Raw genomic sequence first — 23,041 nt, 5'->3', positions numbered from 1 at the left:
ACCCGTACCGGCAGCCTCGTTCGATGTACCGTTCCGGTCAGACTACGAGGCCCGTCTGGGGGACAGAACATGGGCAACGGCAAGAGCGATCTCGCGCTGCCACTGAGCGAGCTGGAGACGTACGGCAGCCGGCTCCGTGATCTCAAGACCCGTCTGAACCACACCAGGAAGCTGTTCAAGTCCTACGAGGACGACATCGGCGACGGCGGTGTCAACCACGCCCTCGACGAGTTCGAGTCCCACTGGGAGGACGGGCGTGAGGACATCACCCAGCAGCTCGACGCGCTGGCCGACATGTCCGACGCGGTCGTGCGCGAGTTCAGGAAGCTCGACCTGGACCTGGAGAAGAAGGTCAAGGACGGGGTGAGGACGGAGGAGACGGGTGGGGGGCAGGGCGACAGCGGCGGTGGGTGAGCCGTACCGTCAGCCCACCTCGTTCTCCGCCACCGCCCGACCGTGCACGACCACGTCACCGCCGTAGAACATGCCCACGAACACCGGCGCGTACGTCAACTGAACCTCGACCTCGACCTGTTGCGCGTCGGCCGACACGCAGTGGGTCGCCGCCGTGTCCGGGCCGTTCATGTCCATCTCGCGGGCGAACGCCTTCACCCGGGCGTCACAGTTCTGGAAGTTGATCGGCGCGGCACCGCCCTGGTTGCCGTAGAGGGCTTCCTTGTCGATGTCCTGGGCCGCGTAACGGGCCGCCTGCTCCGCGATGTCCGCCGCGCGTTCCCGCTTGGAGATGGACATACCGCCGTCGATGACGAACGCGGAGAGGGAGAGGAAGACCAGGGCGAAGATGATGACGGCGCCGGCACCGGAGCCGCGGTCGTCCAGACGGGATCGGCGCGCCTCCCACCAGGATTGGCACAGTCGTACGAGCTCACTCACGCCGTCCTCCGGAAGGGGTCCAGCGGTGAGCTGAAGCTGGCCTTCAGCGTCGTCGGGACGTCCAGGCCCAGCATGGCCAGGCCGCGCACCTCACAGCTCACCTCGACGGTGAAGATGGTGTCGGGTTCGAAGCCCGCGCTCGTCTGCGTCACCGACACCGGGCCCGAGCAGACGTCGGTGAGGTCGGCCTCGGCCGCCTTGCGCGCCTCGGCCAGAGCCGTCCCGTGGTCCTTCTGGATCGAGCCGGCACGCGCCGCGTCCCTGGCTGCCCCGTCCAGCGCCCCCCGCCCGTCCACCAGTTGCCCGAAGGCCACCAGGACGAGAATGAACATGATCATGACGGGGGCGAGGATCACCACCTCGACGGTGGACAGGCCGCGGTCGTCCGCCGCCAGGCGGTGGCGCGGCAGGGAGACGCCCATGCCTGGTGCCGCGTCAGGCAACGTCACTAGTTCTCCCCCTCCCGCACGAACCGCTCCACCGGGCCCGAGGACTGGGCGTGCACCGTCAGGTCGAGACCCGGGAACACGGTCGGGATCCTGGCCGTGATCTCCACGCCCACCGTGTTCTGCTCCGGCTGGAGCATCTTCACGTCCGGGGACAGGACCAGCTGGGGACCGAGCTGGCTGATGTAGCTGTCCACCACGGTGCGGGCCTCGCCCCGCCAGCCGCCGGGCTGGTCGTGCGCGGTCGCGCGCGCCTTGCGGGCGCCCGCCTGGGCAGCCGCCTGGGCCACGTGGTCGGCGAAGAAGTACAGCGCGAACTGGACTGTCGCGAAGATCATGAAGAACAGGACCGGGGTGAGGAAGACGAACTCGATCGCGGTCATTCCGGAGTCGCCGCGGGTGGCGGCGGCCTCACGCGCGGCCCCCGCCCTGCGGCGCATCCATCTGCCTGCTCCCACGAACAACTCCGTGATCCCGTCTCCCCGTCGCCCCGTCCCCTCCGATCAGCAGGTGCCGCTCGCGTTCGCGCCCTTGATGCAGTCGCCGACCTTGTTGGCGCCGTCGCTCAGGGCGGTGTTGATGATCGCGGCGACCACACCGACGATCGCCACGACGACGGCGGAGATGATGACCCACTCGACCGCGGAGGCGCCGCGGTCCAGCTCGCCGGAGCGGGCGCGCTGCACGCGGCCCTGCAGGAAGGTGACCAGGAAGTCCACGGCGGGAATGCCCGTGCGGACGGTTCGTTCGGTACTGGTTGCCATGGGAGTTGTCCTCTCAGGTCGGCTGGATGTCTGGGCGGTGGATACGGGGACTACGACGAAGGGAACGAGCCGAGCGGTTCACACCTGGAACACCCGCATCGCCGCCGGGAAGATCAGGAACACCAGGAAGCCGGCGCACAGCAGCAGTTGGGCCACGAGCATCGACTGCGACTTCTCGCCCGCGCTGCCCTCGATCTCGGCGAGTTCACGGTGCCGCATGGTCTCGGCCCGGGAGGCGAGGGACTCGCGGACCTTGGCGCCGTCGTCGGCGACCAGGGCGAGGGAGGCGGAGAGGTCCTTGAGCTCCTCGACACCGAGCTCCTCGCCCAGCGCGCCGAGTGCCTGCCACTGGCTGATCCCGGTGATCCGGGCGTCGGCGAGCGCGCTGCGGATACGGTGCGTCGCCCAGCCGTCGGAGATCTCGGCCGCCGCCATCAGCGCCTCGGGCAGACCCCGGCCACCCGCCAGGCTCATGGACACCAGGTCGAGGTACGCGCCGATCACCCGCCGCAGGTCCCGCCGCTTGGCGGCGGCGTCCCGTCGTACCTCCAGATCGGGCAGGAAGAAGAACACGGCCGCGAACAGCAGCGCCAGCCACACGGGGATGACCGGGCTGCGGCCCATGCCGAGTGTCAGGATCACCGCGAAAAGGAACGGCCCGAAGAACAGACCCGCCGCCGCCAGCAGGACCTTGGTCGCCAGGAACTTCTCCCAGCCGCGGTCCAGTACGGCGAGGTCCGCGCGCAGCGAGCGCTGCTCCCAGCCCTGCTGGAGGTAGAACTCGGCTACGCGCCGCCCGACTTCGGCGCGCACCGAGCCGAGGCGGCCCGTGTCCTGCGTCGTCCGGGCCGACTCGTACGCCGTCCCTCGCGCCCGCATCGCGTCGATCCGCGCGACCTGCGCGACGGCGCTGCGTCGGGACGGCATCAGCGCGCGGACCAGGACGTAGACGCCCAGGCCCAGGATCGCGCCGATCACGACCGGCATGGTGAGGTTCACCGGCGTACCCCTTCCTCCGGCTGGACCGGCTGCGCCTGACCGGGGCCCGCACCGGGACCGGGCTGGCCCTGGCCGGGCGGGGCCGGCATCCGGGGCCGTACGAACTGCACCGAGGCGTCGTCCCGGACCAGGAAGCGCTCGGGCGTCTCGATGGTGGACAGCTTGCGCAGCCACCAGAAGCCCAGGGCGAACAGGCCGCAGACGATGGCCAGGACGAGCTGGCCGACCGCGGTGCCGTAGGGCTTGACGAAGTCGCGGTTGAAGACGGACAGACCCAGGACGAAGGCGATCGAGACCGCCACCACGATCTGCACCGACCGGCGTGTGGAGGACCGTTGGGCCATCACGCGCTGGCGCATGTCGACCTCCTCGCGCGCCGACTTGGCGAGCGCGCCGAGCACCTGGCGCAGACCGGGGCCCCGGAGGCGGGCGTTGAGGATCAGCGCCGCGACGATGATGTCCGCGGAGGCGTCGTCGATCTCGTCCGCGAGGATCTGGAGCGCGTCGGGCAGCGGGGTGCGGGAACGCAACCGGTCGACGAGGGCGTCGAGATGGGGCCGCAGCACCGGCGCCGCCGCGCGCGCGGAGGCGGGGATGGCCTGTTCCAGGCCGACCGCGCCGGCGATCGTGTCGCGCAGCGACTCCGTCCAGGAGGCGAGGGCCTCCACCCGGCGCATGGCGCCCCGTTCCTCCGCGGCGCCGCCGAAGAGGCGGTCCCAGAAGAAGACGAGGACGCCGGCCGCGACACCGGCCACCGCCCAGCGGGTCAGCAGCAGGACGGCGATGCCGACGAGGGCCGCGAGGGAGCCGCGCCGGCCGGCGAACCGGATCAGCTCGTTCGCCCGCTCGCTGGCCCGGTGCTTCTCGTGTTCGGGTTTGGCGGGCAGGCCGCGGACGGCGACCACGAACAGCCCGATCCCGCCGCCGACGGCGACACCGCAGCCGATCGAGTACAGCACGGTCGTCGAGAACAGGCCGCCCATGGTTCCGAGTGTGCCGAGAGCCGAGTACGTCATGCTCACCCCCAGGTTCCGTGCGGCTGGTAACCGTGCGCGATCAGGTCCTCCAGGCAGGCGATGGGCGCGTGCGGCACGATCCGGCCGTCCGGCGCCTCGGCGAACACCTCGCTGGACAGCACCCGGCCGTCCACACCGTTGACCTCACGGACGGAGGTGACCCTGCGTTGCAGGCGGCCGCCGGTGTGGAAGTCGTTGCGCCGCTGGATGAAGACCACGAAGTTCACCGCGCCCGCGATCAGCATCTGGCTGGCCTCGATGGGCAGTCGCTCGGACGCCTGGAGGGCGTACGTCGAGATGCGGTTGAAGACCTCGTGGGAGCTGTTGGCGTGGATCGTGGACAGCGAGCCGTCGTTGCCCTGCGACATCGCGTTGAGCATCGTCACGATCTCGTCGCCGAGGACCTCACCGACGATGACACGGGAGGGGTTCATACGGAGGCTACGGCGGACCAGTTCGGCCATCGCGATGGCGCCCTGCCCCTCGGAGTTGGGCAGCCGTTCCTCGAACGCCACGACGTTGGGGTGGAGTTCGGGGAACTGGTCGAGGCCGAGCTCCAGCGCGCGCTCGACGGTGATGAGCCGTTCGTGCGGCGGGATCTCGTTGGCGAGGGCCCGCAGCAGCGTCGTCTTCCCGGCGTTGGTCGCCCCCGCGATCATGATGTTCTTGCGGGCGCGGACCGCGCAGGCCATGAAGTGGGCGACCTCGGGGGTCACCGTGCCGTTCCCGACGAGGTCGGAGACGAACACCTTGCCCATGCGGGCACGGCGGATGGACAGCGCCGGACGACGCGCCACGTCCATCACGGCCGACAGACGCGACCCGTCCGGCAGCCGCAGGTCGAGCTGCGGGTTGGCGGAGTCGAACGGGCGGGAGGACAGACCGGAGTAGGCACCGAGCACCTGGATCAGCTCGATGAGTTCCTCGTCGGTCTCCGCGACGGGGTCACCCTTCACCTCGCGTCCGTCGGAGTACCCGACGAACACCTGGTCGCAGCCGTTGATGTCGATGTTCTCGACCTCGGCGTCGTCGAGGAGCGGCTGGAGCCTGCCGACCCCGAACAGGGCCGCGTGGACGGCGGCGGCGTACTGCTCCTCGGTCTCCGCGTCCAGCGGCGTACGGCCCGCGTTGATCTCGGCGCGGGCGTAGTCCTCCAGGATCTGGGCTATGACCGCGCGGGCGTACTGCCGTTCGTCCTCGCTGGACATCGGCGTGACACCGGACGCCTGGTCGAGGCGGCGCTGCTCGGCGATACGGTCACCGGCGTCCTGCCGGAACCGCTTGACCAGTTGGTGGTCGACAGCGGTCATCGCCCGGCCCCCGCACGGCCGTGGACCTGACCCTGCTGCGGTACGGCCCATGCGGCGCCGTACTGCTGGTAGAGGTCCGCGGTGACCTTGCGGGCCGAGCGGATGAGCAGGGACTTGTCGAGTCGGCCGCGCCTGCGGCCGGCCAACTGCTCGGCACCGGCGGGGTCGTCGGCGATGGTGCCGACGACGCGGGCACCGGTCTGGGCGTGCACGAGCATGTCGTTGACCTGGTTGACGAGCTTGCCCGCCTCGCCCGGGTCGGCCACGAGCACGACACCGATGACCGGGTTGGACAGGCTCGCGGCACCGCGCGGCCCGCCGTGCAGCTTGGTGGACAGGGCGGCGGCCCGGTCGCGGACGCGGGCGATGGCCTCCGGCTCGGTGCGCGCGAGGAGCAGCACCAGCGCGGCGTGCGGGAACAGTTCGACCGCCGGGGTGTCCCCGCTGATGCGGCCACAGTCGGCGATGACGTCGGCGGGCGCGTTCGGCGAGTCGGCGAGGGAGGCGAAGGCGTGGCCGAGGGTCGGCCACAGTCCGGCGAGGCCGGCCGCCTGCTCGGAACTCCCGAGCCCGACCAGGACCTCAAGACCGCCGCTCAACGGCTGCACGTGGTCCCACAGTTGGTCCGGCACGAGACCGCGACGGGCGGTCGCGGCGATCGACAGCATGCCGGTGTTCGGGTTGAGCGGACCGCCGTGCGCGGCGGCACTGCGGTACACGAGGTCGCCACCGGCCGGGTCGGTCTCCGCCAGCAGCACCCGTCGCGGCCAGACCGCCGCGAGAGCGACGGCCGCGGTGGTGACGCCGGGGGAACCCTTGTCGGCGGCTAGAGCGATGAGGGCCATGGGGTCGGCGCCGCCTTCAGTTGCCGGGGATGAGGACGAGGGCCACTTCGCCGTTGGAAGCGGCCTGCGCCAGCCCGGCGGCCTCGTCGTTGTCGACGACCAGCGTGATCGGCAGGTTCGTGCTGCTGACCAGTTCGTCGCTGCCCTTGTCGGAATTCACGAAGCGGACGGTCGCCCGGTCGGCCAGCACGCTGTTGCCGCCCGTCGACGAACCGCTCTCACCGGAGCCGGAACCGGAGCCGCTGTCATTGCCGACGCGGTAGGCGGCCACGACGTCACCGACCTTGAGACCGGTCGGGTACTGCCCCTCCTTGAGGGCGAGGCCGACGGTCGCCTTGCCGCTCTCGAGCTTGGCCTCGTTGCCGAACATCTCACCGACGGCGACCACGCCGGCCGGGATGGCGCTCCGGGCCTTGAGCCGCTTCAGCGCGCCCAGTTGCTCCCACAACACGTAGTGGATGCCGCTGTCCTCGGCGACCAGGACGGACGTCGAGTTGTCGGAGGTCACCGAGCCGCCCGCGGGGATCGGCTTCGTGATCTTCACGACCTCGATCCGGTCCCCCGCCTGCAGCACGAGCATCGTCGCCCCGAGCGCGCCCAACAGGATCAACAGCACCGCGAGTGCCGCCAGCGCGGGTTTGCGCTCGCGAGGCGGAGTGGGAAGCCGGTCACCGACCGACGCCTGAACCGGAGCGGTGGAACGACCGGCGCCCGCCCCCGTACGCTCTTGGATCCTCACGCAACCGCTCCCCGTACACCCAAGAAAATGTCTGCCAGATTCTCTGCAAATGCAGACACTTCACCCCCGACCGCCCCTCTGGGACGTGCTGGACTTACCACCCGACCTGGCCGATTAGCCGTCGCAGAGGTGAGTGTCAAGCCATGGCACCGTATCAGCCGCACATAAGCCCCTCAAGGCGCGCCCACGGTCTCACCGCACACCCCGGGTACCGTTACTCATCTGCAACTGATGGGGCGCGCAGCCCCGTTGATTACCGCACCAAGACGGGCGGTTCGCTGTGCGAGAGCGAATCGGCCATCGGTCCGACATCATGCCGCCGCCGGGTCCTCCGTCACGCGTCGGCCATCATGCCTGCACGATTCGCTCACGAAGCCCGGGATCCACCGTGCCATGACCTTTGTTCGACTGATGTCCGTCGATCTCTCTTTCTTCCGCTCCGAGACCTCCGAGCGTCTGCGTGCCGAGGGCCGGGCCGAGGACGTTCTGCACGTCCTCGCCACACGTGACATCGAGGTCTGCGAACAGGTCCGCGAGCGGGTCACCACCTGCACGGACCTGGACACACTCCGCACATGGCTCACCAACGCCCTCACCGCCGAAACCGCCGAGGACCTGTTCACAGAAGGCCCGGCCTCGTCTAACGATTGACGGACTGGATCTCCTTGACCGCCACGTCCTGTTCGAACGTCGACAGGCCGTCCGGCAGCGCCGGCTGTCGCGCCGGTCCGTCCGGGTCGGCGGAGTCGGTCCAGGTGACCTTCCAGGTGATCGACGCCTTGAACGGGTAGGTGCCGTCGCCCGAGGAACGGCGGTAGGTGACGTCGCAGCCCGCCCCCCTGCTGTCGACCTTGTAGCCGCCGTCGCCCTTGACCAGGTCGTACGTGCACGTCCGCGGATCGGCGTCGGCGGTGCCGGCGTCCACCCTGAGGGCCACGGGGGTGGCGACGGTGGTGGCCGCCATCGCGACGCCCTTGTAGTTGATGCTGGCGGTCGTCCACACCCGGTCGAAATCGCCCGCGAACTTCACGCGCGTACCGAGGTTCACGATGAGCCGGTCCGCGCTCGGGCTCAGGACCACGGGCGGGGTGGGCAACTTGGTCGATTTGTAGGCAAGTTCGGAGAGGATCTTCGGGGTCAGCTTGTTGGGGTCGGGCTGGGGGTCGACCGGCGGAACGAAGATCTCCCAGTTGTCCGTGGTGACGGGGCACGCGGTGGTGTAGTCGTCGTTGCGGAACTTCACCTGCCACCACAGGCCGTCGTCGCCCTTGTGGTACTTCTCCTTGTCCCGCTTCTCGGCGTAGCTCGCCGCGGGCTCCTGCGCGCCGCCGTACGCGTCCTTGATGAACTTCTCGTACTCGTCCGCCGTGTACATGGGCTCGTACCAGCAGACGGGGGGCTTCCAGTCGGCGTTGGAGGAGGTGGCGGTGGTGGTGGAGCCACCGGAACCGGCGTTGCTCTGGGCGATGCGGATGTGGGCGCCGATGGTGCCGTTGCCGGAGCTGGCGCCGGAGTCCGGGTTGGCGCCGTCGGTGGTTCCGGTGCCGCCGCCGCTGCCCCGGGTGTCGTCCGCGTACGCCGGAAGCGATGTCCCCAGCGTCATGACGAGCCCGACGACGGCGGCCGTCCGCAGGACCGGCCGGGCGGTCCTCGTTCCTATCCCTGCACGCACGTGGCGTCCCCCTTCTTCCAACTCTGCCGCGTCACCTGCCAGTCGCCGGCCGAGTCCTTCGACGCCTGAAGCGTGTACAGGACGTAGCTCTTGTCGCTCGGCGAGGTGCGCAGCACCTTGTCCGTCTTGACCTTCTTGCTGAATGCCTTGCTCTGGTCCTCGCAATAGCTGACCGCAGCCGTCTTGCCGCTGGCGATGTCCGTGACCTTGAAGTCGTAGTAGCGGTAGGCGCCCGTGAGGGTGAGGCCGTCCTTCTTGAAGTCCGCGACCTGCTTGACCCAGTAGGTGAGGGCGTCCCCCGCGAAGTAGCGGTTCAGGTTGACGGCCTGGCTCTTCCCCTGCGCGAAGGCCTCGATGTTGGCCTGGGCGGAGTACGCGGCATCGCGGAGGATCGCGTCCCTGGTCGCGTCGCCGGTCGCATCGCGCTCGACGTCGATCTTGAGGTCCGACGGCAGCTCGAAGGCAGGCGCGTTCTTCCCCGCCGACGGGGAGGCGGACGGCGTGGCGGACGAACCGCTCTCCCCCGCCTCGGCTCCCGCGATCTTGTCACTGCCCGAGCCGTCACCCGAATCGCTGCTGCAACCGGTCACGGCAAGGGCGGCAGCAGCGAGGAGGCCGACCGTGGCCGTCCTCTGTCGCGTGGTCAGCATGGCGGTCGTCCCCCTGGGATAGATGATCGGCGTGCGATCGGATGATCCCACGAGTGACGTACGGCGGGCCAAGTACGCCATGGGACTGACGCCACTCCGTGAACTTCGTGAAGCCCCCTTCACAGAAGCGACACGCACCGGACGTGGCCGGTTGTCGCGTCGCTCCCGATCGTCGTCACCCCGTCACGGTCACCGTCCGGGCCAGGTCGTCGGTCAGCGCGCACAGGGCGTCGGTGTAGGCCACGGCGCGCCATGAGGTGAGCAGAACGAGAGCCCAGGTGGCGTCGGGTGCGTCGGGACGGATGCCGTATGCGCAGGTCTCGAGGATGGTGCCGGTGCCGTACCTGTCGGCGTCCTGGACGTAGGCGTGCCGGACACGGACAGCCTGGCCGGCGGGCAGTGTGCGGCGTTCGGCCTCGGGCGGACGGTAGGAGAGGGCCGTAGGAGTGGTGAGGTAGCGCTGCAGCAGGTCGACGGTCACCTCGGGGTACGTCTCGTCGGCGACCAGCGCGGACAGTTCGATGCGCGCCAGTTCGCCCGTGCGCGGGTCGGGAACGTACGACAGCGCCGTGATCGGGGCCCGTGCGCGTGAGTCGGCCGCACAGTCACGCAGTTCGGCGGCCAGCGCGCCGAACAGGCGGGCGTCCCCCGGCGATCCGATCCGCCGACGGGCCACGTCCGCCGCCCACGCGTCGAGGTCGACCGGGCCCCGCACCGGCAGGACCACGGCGTCGTCCGGCGGCTGGAGACGGACTGTGGACGCTGCGAATCCGGGCATCAGGCCATCCACTGCAGTGTGCGCGCTATGGAGTCGAAGAGGGTCACGAGGGCGTCCGCGAGCGGCGCCGTCGGCGTGGAGAACGACAGCAGGAGCCGCTGCCGGCTGTTCGGCACCGCCAGGTAGATGTCCAGGAGCGTCACGGTCAGCCGGTTGCCGTCGGGATCGTCGGGTGCCGGGCGGCGGCTGTGCAGATGGCGGACGGCCGGACCGGCGGGCAGGTCGTCCATGGTGACGGTGCCGACACCGCGCGCGCTCAACGACAGTGCGATATCCGACAGTTCACCGACCTCGGTGCCCGGAGGCGGCTGAAGCAGGGTGACGACGAGGCCGCCGGAGACCGGGACCTGACCGATTACCTGGTTGACGAGGTACATCTCCACGGCGCCGTTGGCGTGCGCGGTCTCGGCCTGCGCCCTGAGCCGCTCGGCGAGCGCCGCCTTCAGCTGCGGGGTGGCCGCCGTACGGCGCAGCCCGCGGTTGACCAGCTTGTCGATGCGATGGGTCCAGCGGTCGGGATCGAGCACGACACGCTCCCAGCCGTCGGGGACGGCGAGCCGGTAGTCGGACGGGGGTGCGGGTTCCGTGACGGCCGCCTCGGTCGGAGCGCCGGGTACGCGGTCCGCGCCCCGGACGTCGCCGGTCATACGGCAGCCCCGCTCACCCGGTCGCGTCGCACCGACCGCGTCCGGCCCGTCAGAGCGGCACCCGTCGGGGCCAGCACCAGCACCGCGCCGGCCAGGAGCGCGACGATGCCACCGGCGCCGCCGCCGAGCTCTGACCTCGTGCCCAGGAAGGGCAGATAGTGGCCGGCCGGATCGACGACAGCCGTGTCCCTCAGCCCCACCCGGTCGGCGCACTGGTGCCTGTCGCTGGTCAGCCGCCGGACAGATCCGTCCCGCAGCCGGACCCTGCAGTACGTCTCCCGCGTCCCATGAGTCCACTGGTGGGCGGGGGACGCGATGGTGACCGTCTGCTGGACTCCCCGCACCCGCAGATACCAGTCGTTGGCGGAGTACGAGCCGACCACGACGAGAACCACGTAGGCCGCCCCCGTCAGGCATCGCGCGACGAGGCCGCCGCGAGACAGGCGCGTCCTGAGAGCCGCCCAGAGCACCGGCAGTCCGCAGGCGGCGCCGACGAAAAGCGCCGCCCTGCCGAGCAGCCAGGTCGACAGCAAGCAGACCGCGACGCCCGAGAGGGCCACCAGGACCAGACGCGCCCACGGCCATACGGCGGTCCGCTCCCCCGGCCCCTCGTCGTCACCGGGCCGCCGCGGACGCGAGTCGGTGGCCGCGAACTCGGAGAGGACGGCGCGCACCTGCCGCATCCCGCCCTCTCCGGCCCCGATGCGGCGCAGTTCCGGCAGTCCCATGCCGACCTGCTCCAGCGCCCGCCGACCTTCTTCGGGCAGCCGCGCGAACAGCTCGTCGACGGACCGTTCGTCCTCGCTCGCCACGTGATCCTTGCTCTCCCTGCTCCGGAGTGCCGACGGTCGACCGGCTCAGCCGATCAACCGCCGGTGCTCCAGCTCCAGTTGTAGAACGGTGTTCCACCGGCCCCGAGTCCCGGAATCTCCTTCACCCCACTGAGGAGGTTCGGCCCGGTGCCCCACGACTCCCCGTCGCTCACGGGCGCCAGGTTGGACCACCCCGCCACGAGCGGCAGCGTCTGACTGCCGAGGTAGAGGGCTTTGCCGTATCCGGCCATCGTCTTGAACGAGGAGTCGGCGACCTGCGACAGGGCGGGTGCGCTGTCGGCGACGAGGCTCTCCTCGCCGGGCAGGTTTCCGGCGGCGACGCGTATGTCGTCGACGTACGCCTTGAAGTCGAGGGAGTCCCTGACCACCGATCGCATCCGCGGCAGCAGCTCGGCCGGCCCCTCGGCCAGCGCCTTGCCGATCTGCCCGGCCTTGACACCGTTGAGCGCCTCGGCCAAACCGCGGGCCGCCTCCGGGTTGAGGCCCGCCTCCCGTGCCAACTGCACGTCCTTGACGGCGGCGGCCCCGCGCGCGGCGACGGACGCCTCTTTCGCCGCCGTACCGAGAAGACGCCCCGCGCCGAAGGACAGCACGCCGATCGCGTCGATGCCGACGTCCAGCCAGGTGCCCTTGCCGTCCAGCGCGGAGATGGTGTCGCAGACCAGGGCGACGACCGAGGCGATCAGGGCCAGCGCGGCGAGCACCTCGCCGAGGACGGGCACCCAGCTGAGTACGAGGGCCAGCACGCCGAGGGCGGCCGCCGCCACCCCTGCCCAGTGGCCGATGTCGGCGACCCAGTCCTGCCAGTTGTCCCACCAGTGGTGCTCGGGGTCCTTCAGCCCGTCGTGCTCGACGGCGTCGCGAAGGGCGGAACTGGCGTGGCCTGCCTGGGTGTCCCGGTAGTCGAGGGCATGCCGGAGATCCTTCTTGGCGTCCTCGAGTTCCGAGTCGGCGGTCGCTTTCCGCCGTTCGAGTTTCTGCCTCTCGGCGTGCTCGGCCGGATGCCCGCCCGAGTGCTCGCCGGGCGAGGTCTGCTGGTCGATCTGCTTCTGGTACCGGCTGCTGTCGGCATCCGCGGCCCGCGCCTTCCGCAAGGCGGCTTTGACGAGCTCCTGAGCGTGGTCGAGGGCGGTCGCCCAGTCCACCCACGTGTGGTCGTCGGGCGCGGAACCGACCTTTGTGCCCAGGGCGTCGGCGGCGGCCGCGTAGCGCTGGTGCGTCTTGCCGAGCAGTCCGACCGTGTCCTGGGTCTTCTTCTGGAACTCCCGCCCGGCGTCGGAGTCCCATCCGTTCCCGTCGACCAGGTTGTGCAGTCTGGCCGCCTGCTCCTGGATGAGCGCGGCGGTGTCGGCGATGCGCTTGCCGAGCCGGGCGACCTCGTAGGGATCGCCAGGCGTGAAGTCCTTGTCGTCGTACCGGGCGCTCTGCCAGTCGACGCCGTCGAAGTCGCCGCTCACCGGCCGCCCTCACTCTTGGCCTGGGAGTTCAGCAAGGCGTCCGCCAGGTGCTGGTCCAGCCCGTCGTACGCTTTCGCCGCCGCCCCGGCTGTCCTCCCGAGGAACTCCAGCCCCTCGCAGAGCTGCTTGCGCTTCTTCTTCCAGTCGTCGGCGAAGTCGTCGAGCGCGGCGACGACATCGCCGGACCCCATCTCGGCGCCGTAGGAGTCGACGAGGTCCCTGGCGTGCTCGAAGTGCGACTTGAGCTTCGCGACCGACCGGCTGATCTCGCGCAACTCGCTGCTGGACACGGCTATGTGCTCGGCCACTGGGTCCCCCGTACGCCTCTTTACTCCTCCGCGCCTCCCCGTCGTCCACAGCGCACCGGTCGGGCAGGGAGCGGCCCCGCCCACTGTCCGGTACGGGTTTTCAAAACGACAACCAACGAGATGCAAAAGGAACGCCCAGAACGGGTCACCAGGCGGTCGGCCACCGACCTCCCGGCCGGGCGTCCCACGCCGCCTCCACCGGAGAACGATCAGGACACAGCCTCCTGTCGGCCTGCATCCCGACGTCCTGAGTACACCTGCACCCGCGGATGTTCGCGCTGGCGAAACCGATAACCTCATCGATACCGTCCGTACTCTTGACCGACCTCGTGTCCCTCGGAGAGACCACTGTGAAGCGCCGCACTTTGCCCGTTGCTGTCGCGCTCGCCGCGAGCGGGGCCAGCCCTGCTTTTGACAGCACGTGGTGGCGGGGACGACGAAAAAACGAAGCTCAATGACAAGATCGACGGTGCAGGTACCGGTGACACGACCACCTCGGCCTCTGCGAGCGCGAGCCCGGTTTCCGGGCAGTATCCGAAGGTCACCCTGCCAAGTGACGTCACGAACATGTTCGACGGCTGGAAGGCCGGGGACGCGATCGCACCCGAGCTGGTGAGCATCCCCCAGCACATCGGAGAAGCACTCCATCCCGGGGACGGTTTCCACGATGCCGCCGCCTCACACTGAAGGCATGACACACATGGCGACCTGGACACCTGAGTCGGGCGAGGTGCTTCTCGCCCGGGACGCGACCGTCTTCGCAACCGGTACTGCCCCAAGAGTGTCCGGGCTGCGATGGTTCCGCGACACCCAGCGAAACGACATCCAAAGCGCATTGCCTGGCTGGCCCGAGGGCCCGGTCTTCTCTCTCCGTCCTGAGGCGGAGAAGCACCCTGGCCGACGCGTCGGCCTGTTCGGGTTGCGCGCACTCTACGTCGCGGTCGGGGGCGTACTCGAAACTCTCGCCGGCACCGGCAGCTTCCTACCCGGCTCAGGTGACGCCCTGGGACGTCCTGAGGAACCGGAGAACGAGGTCACCGACTTCCCCGTCATGTGGGCAGACCCCGGCAGCGTCGCCCGAACACTGCCCTGGCAGCTCGACCCCGCCCGCTCCCCCGAAAACTACCGCACCCACCTCATCGTTACCGACCGTCGTGTGGTCATCACCGGCTTTCCGGACGACGACCCACAACGTGACCAGCTCCTCTGGGAAGTCGAACGCTCGGAGATCACCAAGGTCGAGCGGATGCGATTCAGCGGTGTGGGCGGCGAGGTGAAGATGCACTTCGCAGACGGGTCGTGGTGTCGACTCGCTCCACCGAGCGCGCGGAAGTACTGGCCTGTTCTCCGTCACTTGGCCCATCCCACGGAGCTGGTACCGATCGAGTCCCTGACGCCACGTCAACGCGAGTACCTGGGCTCGTACTTGGCGTCCGTGACCGATCGCGACGTCTCGGTCGAACCGGTGATCACCCGCCGCCCCAGCGACAAGCTTCTCATCGAGGTAACCACCACCAAGCCAGTCAAACCTGATTTCGGCGTGCTGAAGCCATTCTGGTTCATGAGCCAGACAGGCAGGCGGGGCGCTTTCGATCCCAACGACTTCTGACTCGACCGGAGCACTGCATGACCACCCCCGCGGTAGAAATCGAACCCGGGATCGTTCCGCTGTTCTCGTTCACGAACTCCTCACCGAGGCGATGGCGGCCGCAGGACTCGCATTCTCGGCCTTCGGCCTCTTCAGTCCGGACACCGGAGGAGTCGCCCACTGCTCCTTCACCGTTGCCGCCTACGCCTGCGGCCACACCGACCCGGACACGCCGCACAGGGCATCCTGGCCACGCTGTGCTCCGACCCGATGAACGATGCCCGCTGGCTCGACCTGCCCTGCGGTCCCGCCGTTTCGCGCATCGCGCTGCGGGAGCTCACCCTCAGCCCCGACATCACGGCGACGTGCGAGCAGACCCAGCTTCTCACCGGTCAGGTCCAGGTCCACATGTCGTTTCCGACAGGACCCTTCACCGCGGTTTTCACCATCGACACGGCAGCGATGGAGTACTGGGGCGAGTTCTGCGACATGACTACAGCCATCCTGCAGACGGTCGCGTTCGCCGGCCTCGACGCCGAAGCGACCACTCCGGACAGCCAGTGACCGGCAGATGACCACGCATGGACTGGCATCCCGGCCTTGGTGAAGATCTACCGCTCCGGTTCAAAGACCCCGTCGAGCCGTCTCCGACGAAGAGTCGCCGGTGTCCCCGCCTGAAGAAGGGTGACGACCACGCGGATGGACAGCCCTCTCTGTCCTCCCCGCGCCACCCGGCTCCGCTCCCTGCCCCTTTTCCGCGCTCATACGGTCACGTTGTCTCCGGGGTCATGGGGCGGTCGAGTTTGAAGCGGCTGGCCGCCTGGTGGATGACGACCGGTACGAGTTCCGTGAGGATGACCAACGCGGCCAGACAACCGACCGTCTGTGCGACGGAGTCATGGGACCGGAGCCCGGCCAGAGGAACGAGACTCAGAGCCGAGACGACGAGGGGCTCAGCAGTACCGGTGACAGAGGAATGCCAACTCGTCGCTCGTCGAGCTTCCTTGGCGTTGGGAGGTGACATCCTGCGCGCATCGGCCGCCAGGACATGGCCTGTCCACCAGGGTCCGACCTGCGGCACGGACTGCGCCTTCTCGTCGGAGGTCGGCACACCCAGAACGGCGACGAGCCGGGCCCAGCGCTCGGGTCCTGGCGGTCCCTCGAACCAGGTGTCCCAGGGGAGAAGCGCTCGCGGCGCACCGCGACCGTCCCGGAACTCCACTCCGCGTACGACTCCGGACGCGGAGTCCACCAGACGGACGAGACTGCTCACTCCGTGGTCTCCGTGCCGGGAAAGCCAGCGTTCCTCCCCCACGGAGTTCGTGAGTACCACGTCGGTCGGCAGCACGCGGACACTCGCCGTGTCGAGGAACCGGCGCGTCGCACCGACGCCTGGCGCGGGTGACGGCGTGATCACCTCGGCTCCCGTGAGCGACTGGTCCGCTCGGTGGCGGCGCCACAACAGCAGGCGGAGGCAGAGGTCCCCGGCCGGTAGCAGGCACAGTCCGGCGAAGGCCGTCAGAACCGTCCACGGACTGCCGCTTCCGGTCATGGGGACAGCGAGGAAGAAGACGAAGCACACGAGCGTCCCGATTCCCCGCACCCAGCTGTGCCAGGCCGGGACGTTTCGGTGAACCGCCCGGTGCGGCCGTGCACCGGATTTCTCGTCTCCGTGCGGAGCCTCGTGCTGCGGCGCGTCCTCGTCCAGGGGGATCCGTAGCGCGGTCACGAGCGAGGGCAACCCCGTACGGTCGAGGCAGTCCTGCGGGCTGAGGTCCGGAAGTCCGATCAGCTCCGACTCGGGGAGCCACTCGGCAAGGGGGATCCGCAACACGGTGACGCCGGACGCGTCCTGGAAGTCGAGCACGCCCCACCGTTCGGTGGAGGGGCCGTTGCCCCTCTCCGAAGAGTCGTGCGGTGCGTGGAAGAGTGCGCGGACGACGCCGTCGTCACCGATCCGGTAACGGGTCTCCCGCAGACGCCGGTCCCTGACCACCAGGTCACCGTCCTCCAGCCCGACGCGGGCCCGGCGCGCGATGTCCACCGCGTAGAAGGGTGCCAGACGCGGCCGTATGCACGGTCCAGGGAGCGCAGACGTCTCGTCAGCGGACATGAATCGACTATCCATCCTGACCCGTCACTCGATCCATCGCAGGGAGTCCGCGATGGACTCACAGAGCCGGTACATGGGTCCGGTGACGCCGCTGATCGGTGCCGCGAACGCGAGGACGAAGTAACCCACGGAGCCGGGCATGTGGACGTAGAGGTCCATCGTGGTCGGCGTGAGGACACGTACCGCCTCTCCTGCGGTGAGGGTGACCGTCGACACCTCGCCGGAGCGGGGGCTGCGCCGCTCCTTGGCCTCGAACGACTCCATGAGATCCCCGGGCGTCAGGGACGCGGTCCGCGGGATCAGGGAGACGATCAGGGAAGCAGGCAGGATGCTGCCGTCGTCCAGCTCCGACCGCAGGAAGAACTCCAGCGCGCCGTTTCGCACGCCGGCCTCGGCGGTGTTGCGCAGGGTCGCCCACACCTCCTGCTTCGCTTCCGGCGGGACGTTCTTCCCTTCCGCCCGGCGGTCCACGTACGTCTTCAGTTGCCCACGCCAGCGGTCCTGCGTGAGGTCGATGCGGAACCAGTCCCGGGGAACGAGAAGTCGGTAGTCTCTCGGCGGTGAAACACCGTTGGGCCCGAGCGTCATCCTGGCATCACAAGCGGCTTGCCCGCCTCGTCGAACAGGCGGACGCTCTTGACCACGCCGGCGAACATGGACGAGAACACGTCCCAGCCCGCCTGCGTCGGGGTCCCCATCTCCAGCACCAGGGCAGTGCCGTTGTTCAGGGGGATGTGGACCTGGATGAAGGACGTCAGGACCGGCTCTCCGGCCCCTGAGGTCGTGAGGCTTCCGTCCAGGCTGGACTTCCGTGTCCCGATGCAGGAGACGGCCGGGCCGCAGGGTAGTTCGATCTCGCTGACCGCGCCAAGACCCAGATGACGCATGGTCGAGCCCAGGAATCCCGCGGGGTTGGCGCCGGCGCTCTCGTCGAGGTCGATCATGCTGACGGTCACTGTGGCCGTGCAGCGGGTCCCGTCCACCTCGGTCAGGACGAAGGCCGAGTACTGGAGCCCGGCCTCGATGAAGGAGTCGTAGTGGGCGGCGACCATGACGGCCCACTCGAGTTGCACCTCGAACGTGGCTTCCGGCATCACCCGGCGGGCCAGCTCGACCAGTTGCACGGCGGTCTCGTCCAGGTCCTCCGCGCTCATCGGGATTTCGAAGAACCCCTCCGGCATGATCCAGCGGACGTCGATGCCCTGACCTCCGACCGAGCCGCGGAGGTTCTCTTCAGCTGTTACCGCACTCACGGGTTGCATTCTCCATCAGTGACATCTGCTTCATCCGCCTGCGGGTGGAAGTCGGCCGCGAATGGATACGGGCCGTAGTGCGGATAGTGGACCGGGATGTCCGCTCCTTGCGAGGACAACGCCCTGATGACCCGCGCCTGTTCGTCGATCATCTCGGCCATTTTGCGCAACTTGCGGCCGAGCCCCGCGACTTCTTCAGGGTTCCCCGGCGTGGGGTCCTCGTCCCAGAGGGGCGGCCAGTCGCCGGATCGCCTGCTCACTTCTTTCCCTCCCCCGTGGCGCCGGCAATAGCCTTCGCCAACTCGTGGTCGATCTCCTCGTATTTCTGAGCCGCGGCCGCGGTGTACTCGGCGAGCGACTTCAGTTCCTTCGTAAGTTTCTTGCGCGTTTTCTTCCATGTGCTGCTGAAGTCATCAAAGGCGTCTTTCAGCCCGCCGTGCCCGAGTTCGTCATCGTAACCGTCCGCAGGATTTCCATGCTGATCGAACTCACTGTGGATCTTGCCGAGAGTTCGCGAACACCCCTGGATCATGTCGGGGTCGTACGCGATTCTGTCCACCATTGAAGAATCCCCCTATCGTGAACATGGGACACTGCTGCGAAGCTTCGCCCCCGAATACAGCGAGGAAGGTGAGACGGGTTGTCCAGGAGCACCGACCGCACCATACGAGACCGCCTTGGCGTGACTCCGGACGCCGGCGCCTGGTGCACGATCGGCAAGATCCCTGAGCCACCCGCGGACGTACACCGGGCTGCCGGAGCCGGCCCGTTGCGACCCGCGTTCCTGAGGCCGCTCGGCATCCTGGGTGCGATCCTCGTCGCCCCGTTCATGCCCGTCGCCATACTGTTGAGCCTTCTTGCGTCCGGCGAGGAAGCCCTCAAGCGTCTGTTGTCCACGGACGAGGAACGCGAGCGCGCCCGCGCCGCGGATCTCGACCTCGAACGGCGGGACAAGGCAGTTCTCGAACTCGGCCTGGACAAACCCTTCGACGGCGACTGGAGCGGGGCGGCGGGCGGGTACCTGCTGAGCTGGTACCGCCATTCCTCCCACCACCAACGGTTCGTAGTGCTCGCCGAGGGCCGCATCCTGTTGGCCGCACCGCCCAAGCGCGTGTCCGTCCGCAGGGCCGAGCGCATGCGCGTCGTCGCCGAGATTCCGGTCGGAGCAGCGGTTCTGGAGGACCCGCTCCCCGGGTACGAGAGCAACAGACTGCGGATCCGCTTCACCGACGGCTCCTGGCTGACCTTGACGACGGAGGAGTGGCGCAGCGATCTGCACAAATACCTGATGCGCCACCCGCAACCCGGTCAGCTCGACGGCGCCGAGGCGTGAAACCCACGGGTGCGATGAGGCACCTGACGCGCCCCATCGCACCCAACCCGCAAGTCGACCGCGGACTTCACTAACCCTTGGCGCTCTTCGCCAGCTGCTCGTCCAGGTCCTCGTAGGCCTGCTTGGCCTTCTTGAGGAACTCGGAGAGGCCGTGCAGGCCCTGCACGGTCTTCGTCGCGCCCTTGGCGAAGTCGCGCATGGACTCCTCGTACGCGCCGGAGGCCTTCTGCGTGGTGAAGCCGTTCTCCACCTTGCCCGACGGCCTGCTCGGCAGTATTGCGCAGAATCCTCCATACCCCGCGGGCAGCCTCCGCCGGCACTTCTCCCCCTGCCGATTCCTTGTCCACGAAGGTCTTCAGCTGACTGCGCCACCGCTCATGCGTCAGGTCGACACGGAACCAGTCGCGGGGCACAAGGAGACGGTAGTCCGCAGGTGGGCTCTCGGCCGTGGTCACGTACTTTCCTCGGAAGTAATCAGGCGCGCGCCATCTGTGCTGTAGAGACGAATGCTGCTGACCGTGTTACCGAACATCGTGGAGAAGACGTCCCAGCCGGCCAACGTTGGCGTCTCCATCTCCATGACGAACGTGGTGCCGTTCGGGAGGGGGACATAGACCCGTATGTACCAGGCGGGGAAGCTGGCGCTGTCACCGGTGCCGGTCAGCTCGCCGGCGAGCTTGGATTCCCGGGTGCTGATTTCCGAGACCGCGAATCCGCAGGGAAGCTCGATCTCGGAGATCTCACCGGTTCCCGCCCGGCGAAGGCCCGATGCGATGGCTTTCACCGCCCCGCGGCTACCACCGCCGGCCTCAGGGCTGTCGACAAGAGAGGCGAGTACCGTCGCGGTGCATGGGGCTCCGTCGACGGAGGTCAAGCAGATGCTCGCGAATTCCGATCCTGCCGATTGGAGATCGGCTACAGCGAACGCGCAGATGACACCGAGCCTCGCCTTGTCCTCCTCCTCTGCGCCGGGTAGTGCTTTGTCCACCAGCTCCCACAGCAGGCGAACGACGACGTCTTCGTCCGCCTCCTGCACTGGCAGATCGTGGTAGATCTCGGGCATCACCCAGCGAACGTGGATGTCGTCCACGTGGAGGGCGGGCGGAGCCGGATAGGTATCCGTCAACGCGAACAGCTCGGTCTCGATCGTCACGACAGCGGGCCCTGGTCGGGGATGGGGCGGTCGGGTGCTTCGGGGAAGAACTTCTGCGATGTGAGGTACATCCCGTAATACGGATAGAGGCTAGGAATGTCGGCACCGCCGCGTCGGGCGATACGCACGATACGGTGGTAAAGACGGGCCCTGCACCGCGTGTTCCGGACGGCCTTGTCACGCAGGTCACGCAGTCGGAGCTGGAATAGCCCGGCCAGGACGCCAATGAGCAGAAGCGCGTCGACGACAACGAAGGCGACCTGGAACTGACGTGACTTCTCGGATGCGACCAGGTCCCAGAAAGGCCAAGCACCGACTCCCAGTACGAGGATCGGTATGGCCATGAGGCAGCCCAGGAGACCACCTTTTTCGGTGTCCTCGCGTCTCTGAAAGAGCATCCAATGGACGGCTCGCTCGTCAAGGAAATCGAATCGAACCTCTCTTCCATACCGTTCGGCTGCCGCTTTGGCGGCCGGAACGGCGGCGATGACCGACGAAGGCACCATGTCATGAGCGGTGCCCTGATCGTCGACGAACTTTCCGGACTCGAGTGCCCGATAGTCACTCATGAATCAACTCTTCTCAGCCGGTGGGCGCCAAAGCCGCGTGGAACGAAGTCGAGGAAGGACCAGGCTGCGGTGTCGGCGAAGGAGTCCTCGTGCTGTTTGAAGGGCTGGGCCCTACGTGCGGTGTAGGGGTGGGACGAGCATCACCAGGGGGCGAACTGGGCTCGCCCGAGCGACTGTGGCCCTGGTTCATCAGTCCGAGCTGAACACCCAGGTTGGTCACTGCGCCCCCCTTGATGAAACGCGTGAGGAGTTCTGGCTTGAATCCCTCCGCCGGAAGCTTGATCTTCGTGATGTTCTTCGCCGTGAGGAACTTGGAGGCCGCGACGACGCCCTTGTTGACGTTCTTCACGGCAAAGCCTTCGGTGAAGGCCGTCCAGATGGCGTTCCTCGCGACCAACAGCCGTGACCCCTTGGCAGCCGCCGAGAGCCCCTTCACCGCGCCGAGGCCTGGGATGATGCCCAGGACGTCAGTCGCGATCGCCAAGAGATCGAGTTTGCCGCCGCGGGCGAAGACGTCGTACAGCCGCCCGGTCAGCGCCACGGCACTCATGGTGGACGCCACAGCGATGAGGACCACGGCGAGCGCGCCGCCCGTTGCGAAGACGGCCACCACTAGAGCTATCGCCGCCAGGACCGTAGCAATGTTCGTGAACCAGTCCGCGTGATCCGCGATCCAGTTCATGATTCCGCCAGGGTCATGAATTCCATCGTGGTAGATCACGTTCTTAACTCGCCGAGCCGCCTTCCTCGCGGCGTCGTCGCGGATGATCTTCGCCTGCATGATCTTGCCCGCCGCTGCGGTCATGAGGGCCGAAGCATCGTCCTGCTTCTTCTGCTGCTTGCTGTGCTCCACAGCTTCGTCGCCGGTCAGCACCTTCCCCCGATTCGGGTCCAGCACCTTTCCGGCAGCCTTGTAATCGGCCTCGACCTCGCGGTATTCCTTCAGTCCCCTGTCCGCCAGGCGTTGCGCCCGATGCAGTTCGCCGGCGTACTCGTCCGACTCGGCATCACCCTCGGGGACTCTGGTGCCGAGCGCCTTCGCGGCCTCGTCATAGCGGTCGAACGCTTTCCTCAACCGACCGGCAGCGTCCCCAGCGATCTCGTGGAAAGCGCGGCCTGCGTCGCTGTCCCACCCGTCGACCGAGGCCAGCGCCCGGATGTTTCGTGCCTGCTTGTCGATTTCGTCGGCCATGCCACGCAGCTTCTTGCCGAGGCGGGCAACCTCGTACGGGTCACCGGGCACGGGATCGGAGTCGTACAGCGGCGACCAGTCCTTCGGGCGGGCTGTCACGGCTGGTTCCCCTTCTTCCCGCTCTTCTTGGCGCCCCGGAGCGCCTCGGCAAGCTTGTGGTCGATTTCCTCGTAGGCCTTGGCCGCTTCCGCCGTGTACTTGGCGAGTGCCTCGATATCCGTCATGAGCTTTTTGCGGTTCTTCTCCCAGTTGTCAGAGAAGTCGTCGAAGACGTCCCGCAATTTGTCGACGCCGAAGGCATCGTCGTATCCCTCGGCCGGGTTGCCGTGCTCCTTGAACTCGCGGTGGATCTTGTGCAGCGAGTTCGAACACTCCTTGATCAGGTCAAGGTCTGCTCGCATCCTGTCTGCCACGGGTTCAGACTTCCTGCCTCATAGGTCGTGAGAGGGGGACGGGGGTCTGGGTGCAGGCGCGAAACCGCG

The 23,041-nt window shown here is 68.2% G+C and carries 32 protein-coding genes; 6 read left to right on the top strand and 26 right to left on the bottom strand.

Annotated features, from left to right (window positions below; translation table 11 throughout):
- Window positions 1-69: 69 nt before the first annotated feature.
- A complete protein-coding gene (locus AC07AZ_RS06270; RefSeq protein ID WP_478844373.1) occupies window positions 70-414 on the top strand; it encodes a hypothetical protein in 345 nt (114 codons plus the stop codon).
- A 9-nt stretch (window positions 415-423) separates the two neighbouring features.
- On the opposite strand, the gene AC07AZ_RS06265 is transcribed toward AC07AZ_RS06270, so the two are convergent.
- The 9 genes from AC07AZ_RS06265 to AC07AZ_RS06225 form a co-directional block, all read right to left on the bottom strand.
- Window positions 424-894, bottom strand: coding sequence for a TadE/TadG family type IV pilus assembly protein (locus AC07AZ_RS06265; RefSeq protein WP_478844371.1), 471 nt, complete (start codon window positions 892-894; stop codon window positions 424-426).
- Complete coding sequence (locus tag AC07AZ_RS06260) at window positions 891-1,316, bottom strand: TadE/TadG family type IV pilus assembly protein (RefSeq protein WP_478844842.1); 426 nt, start codon at window positions 1,314-1,316, stop codon at window positions 891-893. The genes AC07AZ_RS06265 and AC07AZ_RS06260 overlap by 4 nt, the downstream gene beginning before the upstream one ends.
- Window positions 1,317-1,342: 26 nt before the next feature.
- Window positions 1,343-1,780 (bottom strand): TadE family protein, encoded by a 438-nt coding sequence (locus tag AC07AZ_RS06255; protein ID WP_478844840.1) that lies wholly within the window; start codon window positions 1,778-1,780, stop codon window positions 1,343-1,345.
- Window positions 1,781-1,843: 63 nt separating this feature from the next.
- Window positions 1,844-2,104: a hypothetical protein gene (locus AC07AZ_RS06250; protein ID WP_478844369.1), complete on the bottom strand. Its 261-nt coding sequence runs from the start codon at window positions 2,102-2,104 to the stop codon at window positions 1,844-1,846.
- Window positions 2,105-2,182: 78 nt separating this feature from the next.
- A complete protein-coding gene (locus AC07AZ_RS06245) occupies window positions 2,183-3,103 on the bottom strand; it encodes a type II secretion system F family protein (protein ID WP_478844367.1) in 921 nt (306 codons plus the stop codon).
- Window positions 3,100-4,086 (bottom strand): type II secretion system F family protein, encoded by a 987-nt coding sequence (locus tag AC07AZ_RS06240; RefSeq protein ID WP_478844838.1) that lies wholly within the window; start codon window positions 4,084-4,086, stop codon window positions 3,100-3,102. The genes AC07AZ_RS06245 and AC07AZ_RS06240 overlap by 4 nt, the downstream gene beginning before the upstream one ends.
- A 35-nt stretch (window positions 4,087-4,121) precedes the next feature.
- Window positions 4,122-5,429 (bottom strand): CpaF family protein, encoded by a 1,308-nt coding sequence (locus AC07AZ_RS06235; protein WP_478844365.1) that lies wholly within the window; start codon window positions 5,427-5,429, stop codon window positions 4,122-4,124.
- Window positions 5,426-6,274: a hypothetical protein gene (locus AC07AZ_RS06230; protein WP_478844363.1), complete on the bottom strand. Its 849-nt coding sequence runs from the start codon at window positions 6,272-6,274 to the stop codon at window positions 5,426-5,428. Before AC07AZ_RS06230 ends, AC07AZ_RS06235 begins: the two co-directional genes overlap by 4 nt.
- Window positions 6,275-6,290: 16 nt before the next feature.
- Complete coding sequence (locus AC07AZ_RS06225; protein ID WP_478844361.1) at window positions 6,291-7,013, bottom strand: hypothetical protein; 723 nt, start codon at window positions 7,011-7,013, stop codon at window positions 6,291-6,293.
- A 393-nt stretch (window positions 7,014-7,406) separates the two neighbouring features.
- Between AC07AZ_RS06225 and AC07AZ_RS06220 the strand changes: the two genes are divergently transcribed.
- Window positions 7,407-7,664 carry a hypothetical protein gene (locus AC07AZ_RS06220; RefSeq protein WP_478844359.1) on the top strand — a complete coding sequence of 86 codons (258 nt, stop codon included), beginning with the start codon at window positions 7,407-7,409 and terminating at the stop codon, window positions 7,662-7,664.
- On the opposite strand, the gene AC07AZ_RS06215 is transcribed toward AC07AZ_RS06220, so the two are convergent.
- The 7 genes from AC07AZ_RS06215 to AC07AZ_RS06185 all read right to left on the bottom strand — a co-directional run bounded on the left by AC07AZ_RS06215 (window position 7,654) and on the right by AC07AZ_RS06185 (window position 13,358).
- Entirely contained in the window at window positions 7,654-8,685 is a 1,032-nt protein-coding gene (locus tag AC07AZ_RS06215) for a hypothetical protein (protein WP_478844357.1), read from the bottom strand. The two genes, AC07AZ_RS06220 and AC07AZ_RS06215, sit on opposite strands and share 11 nt — an antisense overlap.
- On the bottom strand, window positions 8,670-9,335 hold the full coding sequence (locus tag AC07AZ_RS06210; RefSeq protein WP_478844355.1) for a hypothetical protein: 666 nt from the start codon (window positions 9,333-9,335) through the stop codon (window positions 8,670-8,672). The genes AC07AZ_RS06215 and AC07AZ_RS06210 overlap by 16 nt, the downstream gene beginning before the upstream one ends.
- A 175-nt stretch (window positions 9,336-9,510) precedes the next feature.
- Window positions 9,511-10,113 carry a hypothetical protein gene (locus tag AC07AZ_RS06205; RefSeq protein ID WP_478844353.1) on the bottom strand — a complete coding sequence of 201 codons (603 nt, stop codon included), beginning with the start codon at window positions 10,111-10,113 and terminating at the stop codon, window positions 9,511-9,513.
- Window positions 10,113-10,760, bottom strand: coding sequence for a hypothetical protein (locus AC07AZ_RS06200; RefSeq protein ID WP_478844351.1), 648 nt, complete (start codon window positions 10,758-10,760; stop codon window positions 10,113-10,115). Before AC07AZ_RS06200 ends, AC07AZ_RS06205 begins: the two co-directional genes overlap by 1 nt.
- Window positions 10,757-11,572, bottom strand: a complete 816-nt coding sequence (locus AC07AZ_RS06195) for a hypothetical protein (protein WP_478844349.1) — start codon at window positions 11,570-11,572, stop codon at window positions 10,757-10,759. The genes AC07AZ_RS06200 and AC07AZ_RS06195 overlap by 4 nt, the downstream gene beginning before the upstream one ends.
- Window positions 11,573-11,625: 53 nt before the next feature.
- On the bottom strand, window positions 11,626-13,050 hold the full coding sequence (locus tag AC07AZ_RS06190) for a hypothetical protein (RefSeq protein ID WP_478844347.1): 1,425 nt from the start codon (window positions 13,048-13,050) through the stop codon (window positions 11,626-11,628).
- Window positions 13,047-13,358 carry a hypothetical protein gene (locus tag AC07AZ_RS06185; protein WP_478844345.1) on the bottom strand — a complete coding sequence of 104 codons (312 nt, stop codon included), beginning with the start codon at window positions 13,356-13,358 and terminating at the stop codon, window positions 13,047-13,049. Before AC07AZ_RS06185 ends, AC07AZ_RS06190 begins: the two co-directional genes overlap by 4 nt.
- A 372-nt stretch (window positions 13,359-13,730) precedes the next feature.
- Between AC07AZ_RS06185 and AC07AZ_RS06180 the strand changes: the two genes are divergently transcribed.
- The 3 genes from AC07AZ_RS06180 (at window position 13,731) to AC07AZ_RS06170 (ending at window position 15,510) form a co-directional block, all read left to right on the top strand.
- Window positions 13,731-14,045, top strand: a complete 315-nt coding sequence (locus AC07AZ_RS06180; RefSeq protein WP_478844343.1) for a hypothetical protein — start codon at window positions 13,731-13,733, stop codon at window positions 14,043-14,045.
- A gap of 4 nt (window positions 14,046-14,049) precedes the next feature.
- Window positions 14,050-14,967, top strand: a complete 918-nt coding sequence (locus AC07AZ_RS06175) for a hypothetical protein (RefSeq protein ID WP_478844341.1) — start codon at window positions 14,050-14,052, stop codon at window positions 14,965-14,967.
- Between the two features lie 249 nt (window positions 14,968-15,216).
- The gene (locus tag AC07AZ_RS06170; protein ID WP_478844339.1) at window positions 15,217-15,510 is read left to right on the top strand and encodes a hypothetical protein; all 294 of its coding nucleotides are present in this window, start codon (window positions 15,217-15,219) and stop codon (window positions 15,508-15,510) included.
- Window positions 15,511-15,715: 205 nt separating this feature from the next.
- Here AC07AZ_RS06170 and AC07AZ_RS06165 read toward each other — a convergent pair whose 3' ends face one another.
- The 5 genes from AC07AZ_RS06165 to AC07AZ_RS06145 are packed head-to-tail and all read right to left on the bottom strand — an operon-like array spanning window position 15,716 to window position 18,874.
- Window positions 15,716-17,059: a hypothetical protein gene (locus AC07AZ_RS06165; RefSeq protein ID WP_478844337.1), complete on the bottom strand. Its 1,344-nt coding sequence runs from the start codon at window positions 17,057-17,059 to the stop codon at window positions 15,716-15,718.
- 24 nt (window positions 17,060-17,083) lie between these two features.
- Window positions 17,084-17,647: a hypothetical protein gene (locus tag AC07AZ_RS06160; RefSeq protein WP_478844335.1), complete on the bottom strand. Its 564-nt coding sequence runs from the start codon at window positions 17,645-17,647 to the stop codon at window positions 17,084-17,086.
- Entirely contained in the window at window positions 17,644-18,312 is a 669-nt protein-coding gene (locus AC07AZ_RS06155) for a hypothetical protein (RefSeq protein WP_478844333.1), read from the bottom strand. Before AC07AZ_RS06155 ends, AC07AZ_RS06160 begins: the two co-directional genes overlap by 4 nt.
- Complete coding sequence (locus AC07AZ_RS06150; protein ID WP_478844331.1) at window positions 18,309-18,572, bottom strand: hypothetical protein; 264 nt, start codon at window positions 18,570-18,572, stop codon at window positions 18,309-18,311. The genes AC07AZ_RS06155 and AC07AZ_RS06150 overlap by 4 nt, the downstream gene beginning before the upstream one ends.
- Window positions 18,569-18,874, bottom strand: coding sequence for a WXG100 family type VII secretion target (locus AC07AZ_RS06145; RefSeq protein WP_478844329.1), 306 nt, complete (start codon window positions 18,872-18,874; stop codon window positions 18,569-18,571). The genes AC07AZ_RS06150 and AC07AZ_RS06145 overlap by 4 nt, the downstream gene beginning before the upstream one ends.
- Window positions 18,875-19,081: 207 nt before the next feature.
- On the opposite strand from AC07AZ_RS06145, the gene AC07AZ_RS06140 reads away from it, so the two are divergent.
- Window positions 19,082-19,645 (top strand): hypothetical protein, encoded by a 564-nt coding sequence (locus AC07AZ_RS06140; protein WP_478844327.1) that lies wholly within the window; start codon window positions 19,082-19,084, stop codon window positions 19,643-19,645.
- Window positions 19,646-19,715: 70 nt separating this feature from the next.
- On the opposite strand, the gene AC07AZ_RS06135 is transcribed toward AC07AZ_RS06140, so the two are convergent.
- The 5 genes from AC07AZ_RS06135 to AC07AZ_RS06115 all read right to left on the bottom strand — a co-directional run bounded on the left by AC07AZ_RS06135 (window position 19,716) and on the right by AC07AZ_RS06115 (window position 22,972).
- Window positions 19,716-19,895 carry a WXG100 family type VII secretion target gene (locus AC07AZ_RS06135; RefSeq protein ID WP_478844325.1) on the bottom strand — a complete coding sequence of 60 codons (180 nt, stop codon included), beginning with the start codon at window positions 19,893-19,895 and terminating at the stop codon, window positions 19,716-19,718.
- A gap of 201 nt (window positions 19,896-20,096) precedes the next feature.
- Window positions 20,097-20,798 (bottom strand): hypothetical protein, encoded by a 702-nt coding sequence (locus tag AC07AZ_RS06130; RefSeq protein WP_478844323.1) that lies wholly within the window; start codon window positions 20,796-20,798, stop codon window positions 20,097-20,099.
- On the bottom strand, window positions 20,795-21,367 hold the full coding sequence (locus tag AC07AZ_RS06125) for a hypothetical protein (RefSeq protein ID WP_478844322.1): 573 nt from the start codon (window positions 21,365-21,367) through the stop codon (window positions 20,795-20,797). Before AC07AZ_RS06125 ends, AC07AZ_RS06130 begins: the two co-directional genes overlap by 4 nt.
- Before the next feature lie 13 nt (window positions 21,368-21,380).
- Window positions 21,381-22,658, bottom strand: a complete 1,278-nt coding sequence (locus tag AC07AZ_RS06120) for a putative T7SS-secreted protein (RefSeq protein ID WP_478844321.1) — start codon at window positions 22,656-22,658, stop codon at window positions 21,381-21,383.
- The gene (locus AC07AZ_RS06115) at window positions 22,655-22,972 is read right to left on the bottom strand and encodes a hypothetical protein (protein ID WP_478844319.1); all 318 of its coding nucleotides are present in this window, start codon (window positions 22,970-22,972) and stop codon (window positions 22,655-22,657) included. The genes AC07AZ_RS06120 and AC07AZ_RS06115 overlap by 4 nt, the downstream gene beginning before the upstream one ends.
- Window positions 22,973-23,041: the final 69 nt, after the last annotated feature.

The organism is Streptomyces sp. NPDC043878 (assembly GCF_056435735.1).
The sequence above is the reverse complement of the archived record's forward strand: the minus strand, read 5'-3'. Positions and strand labels throughout refer to the sequence as shown.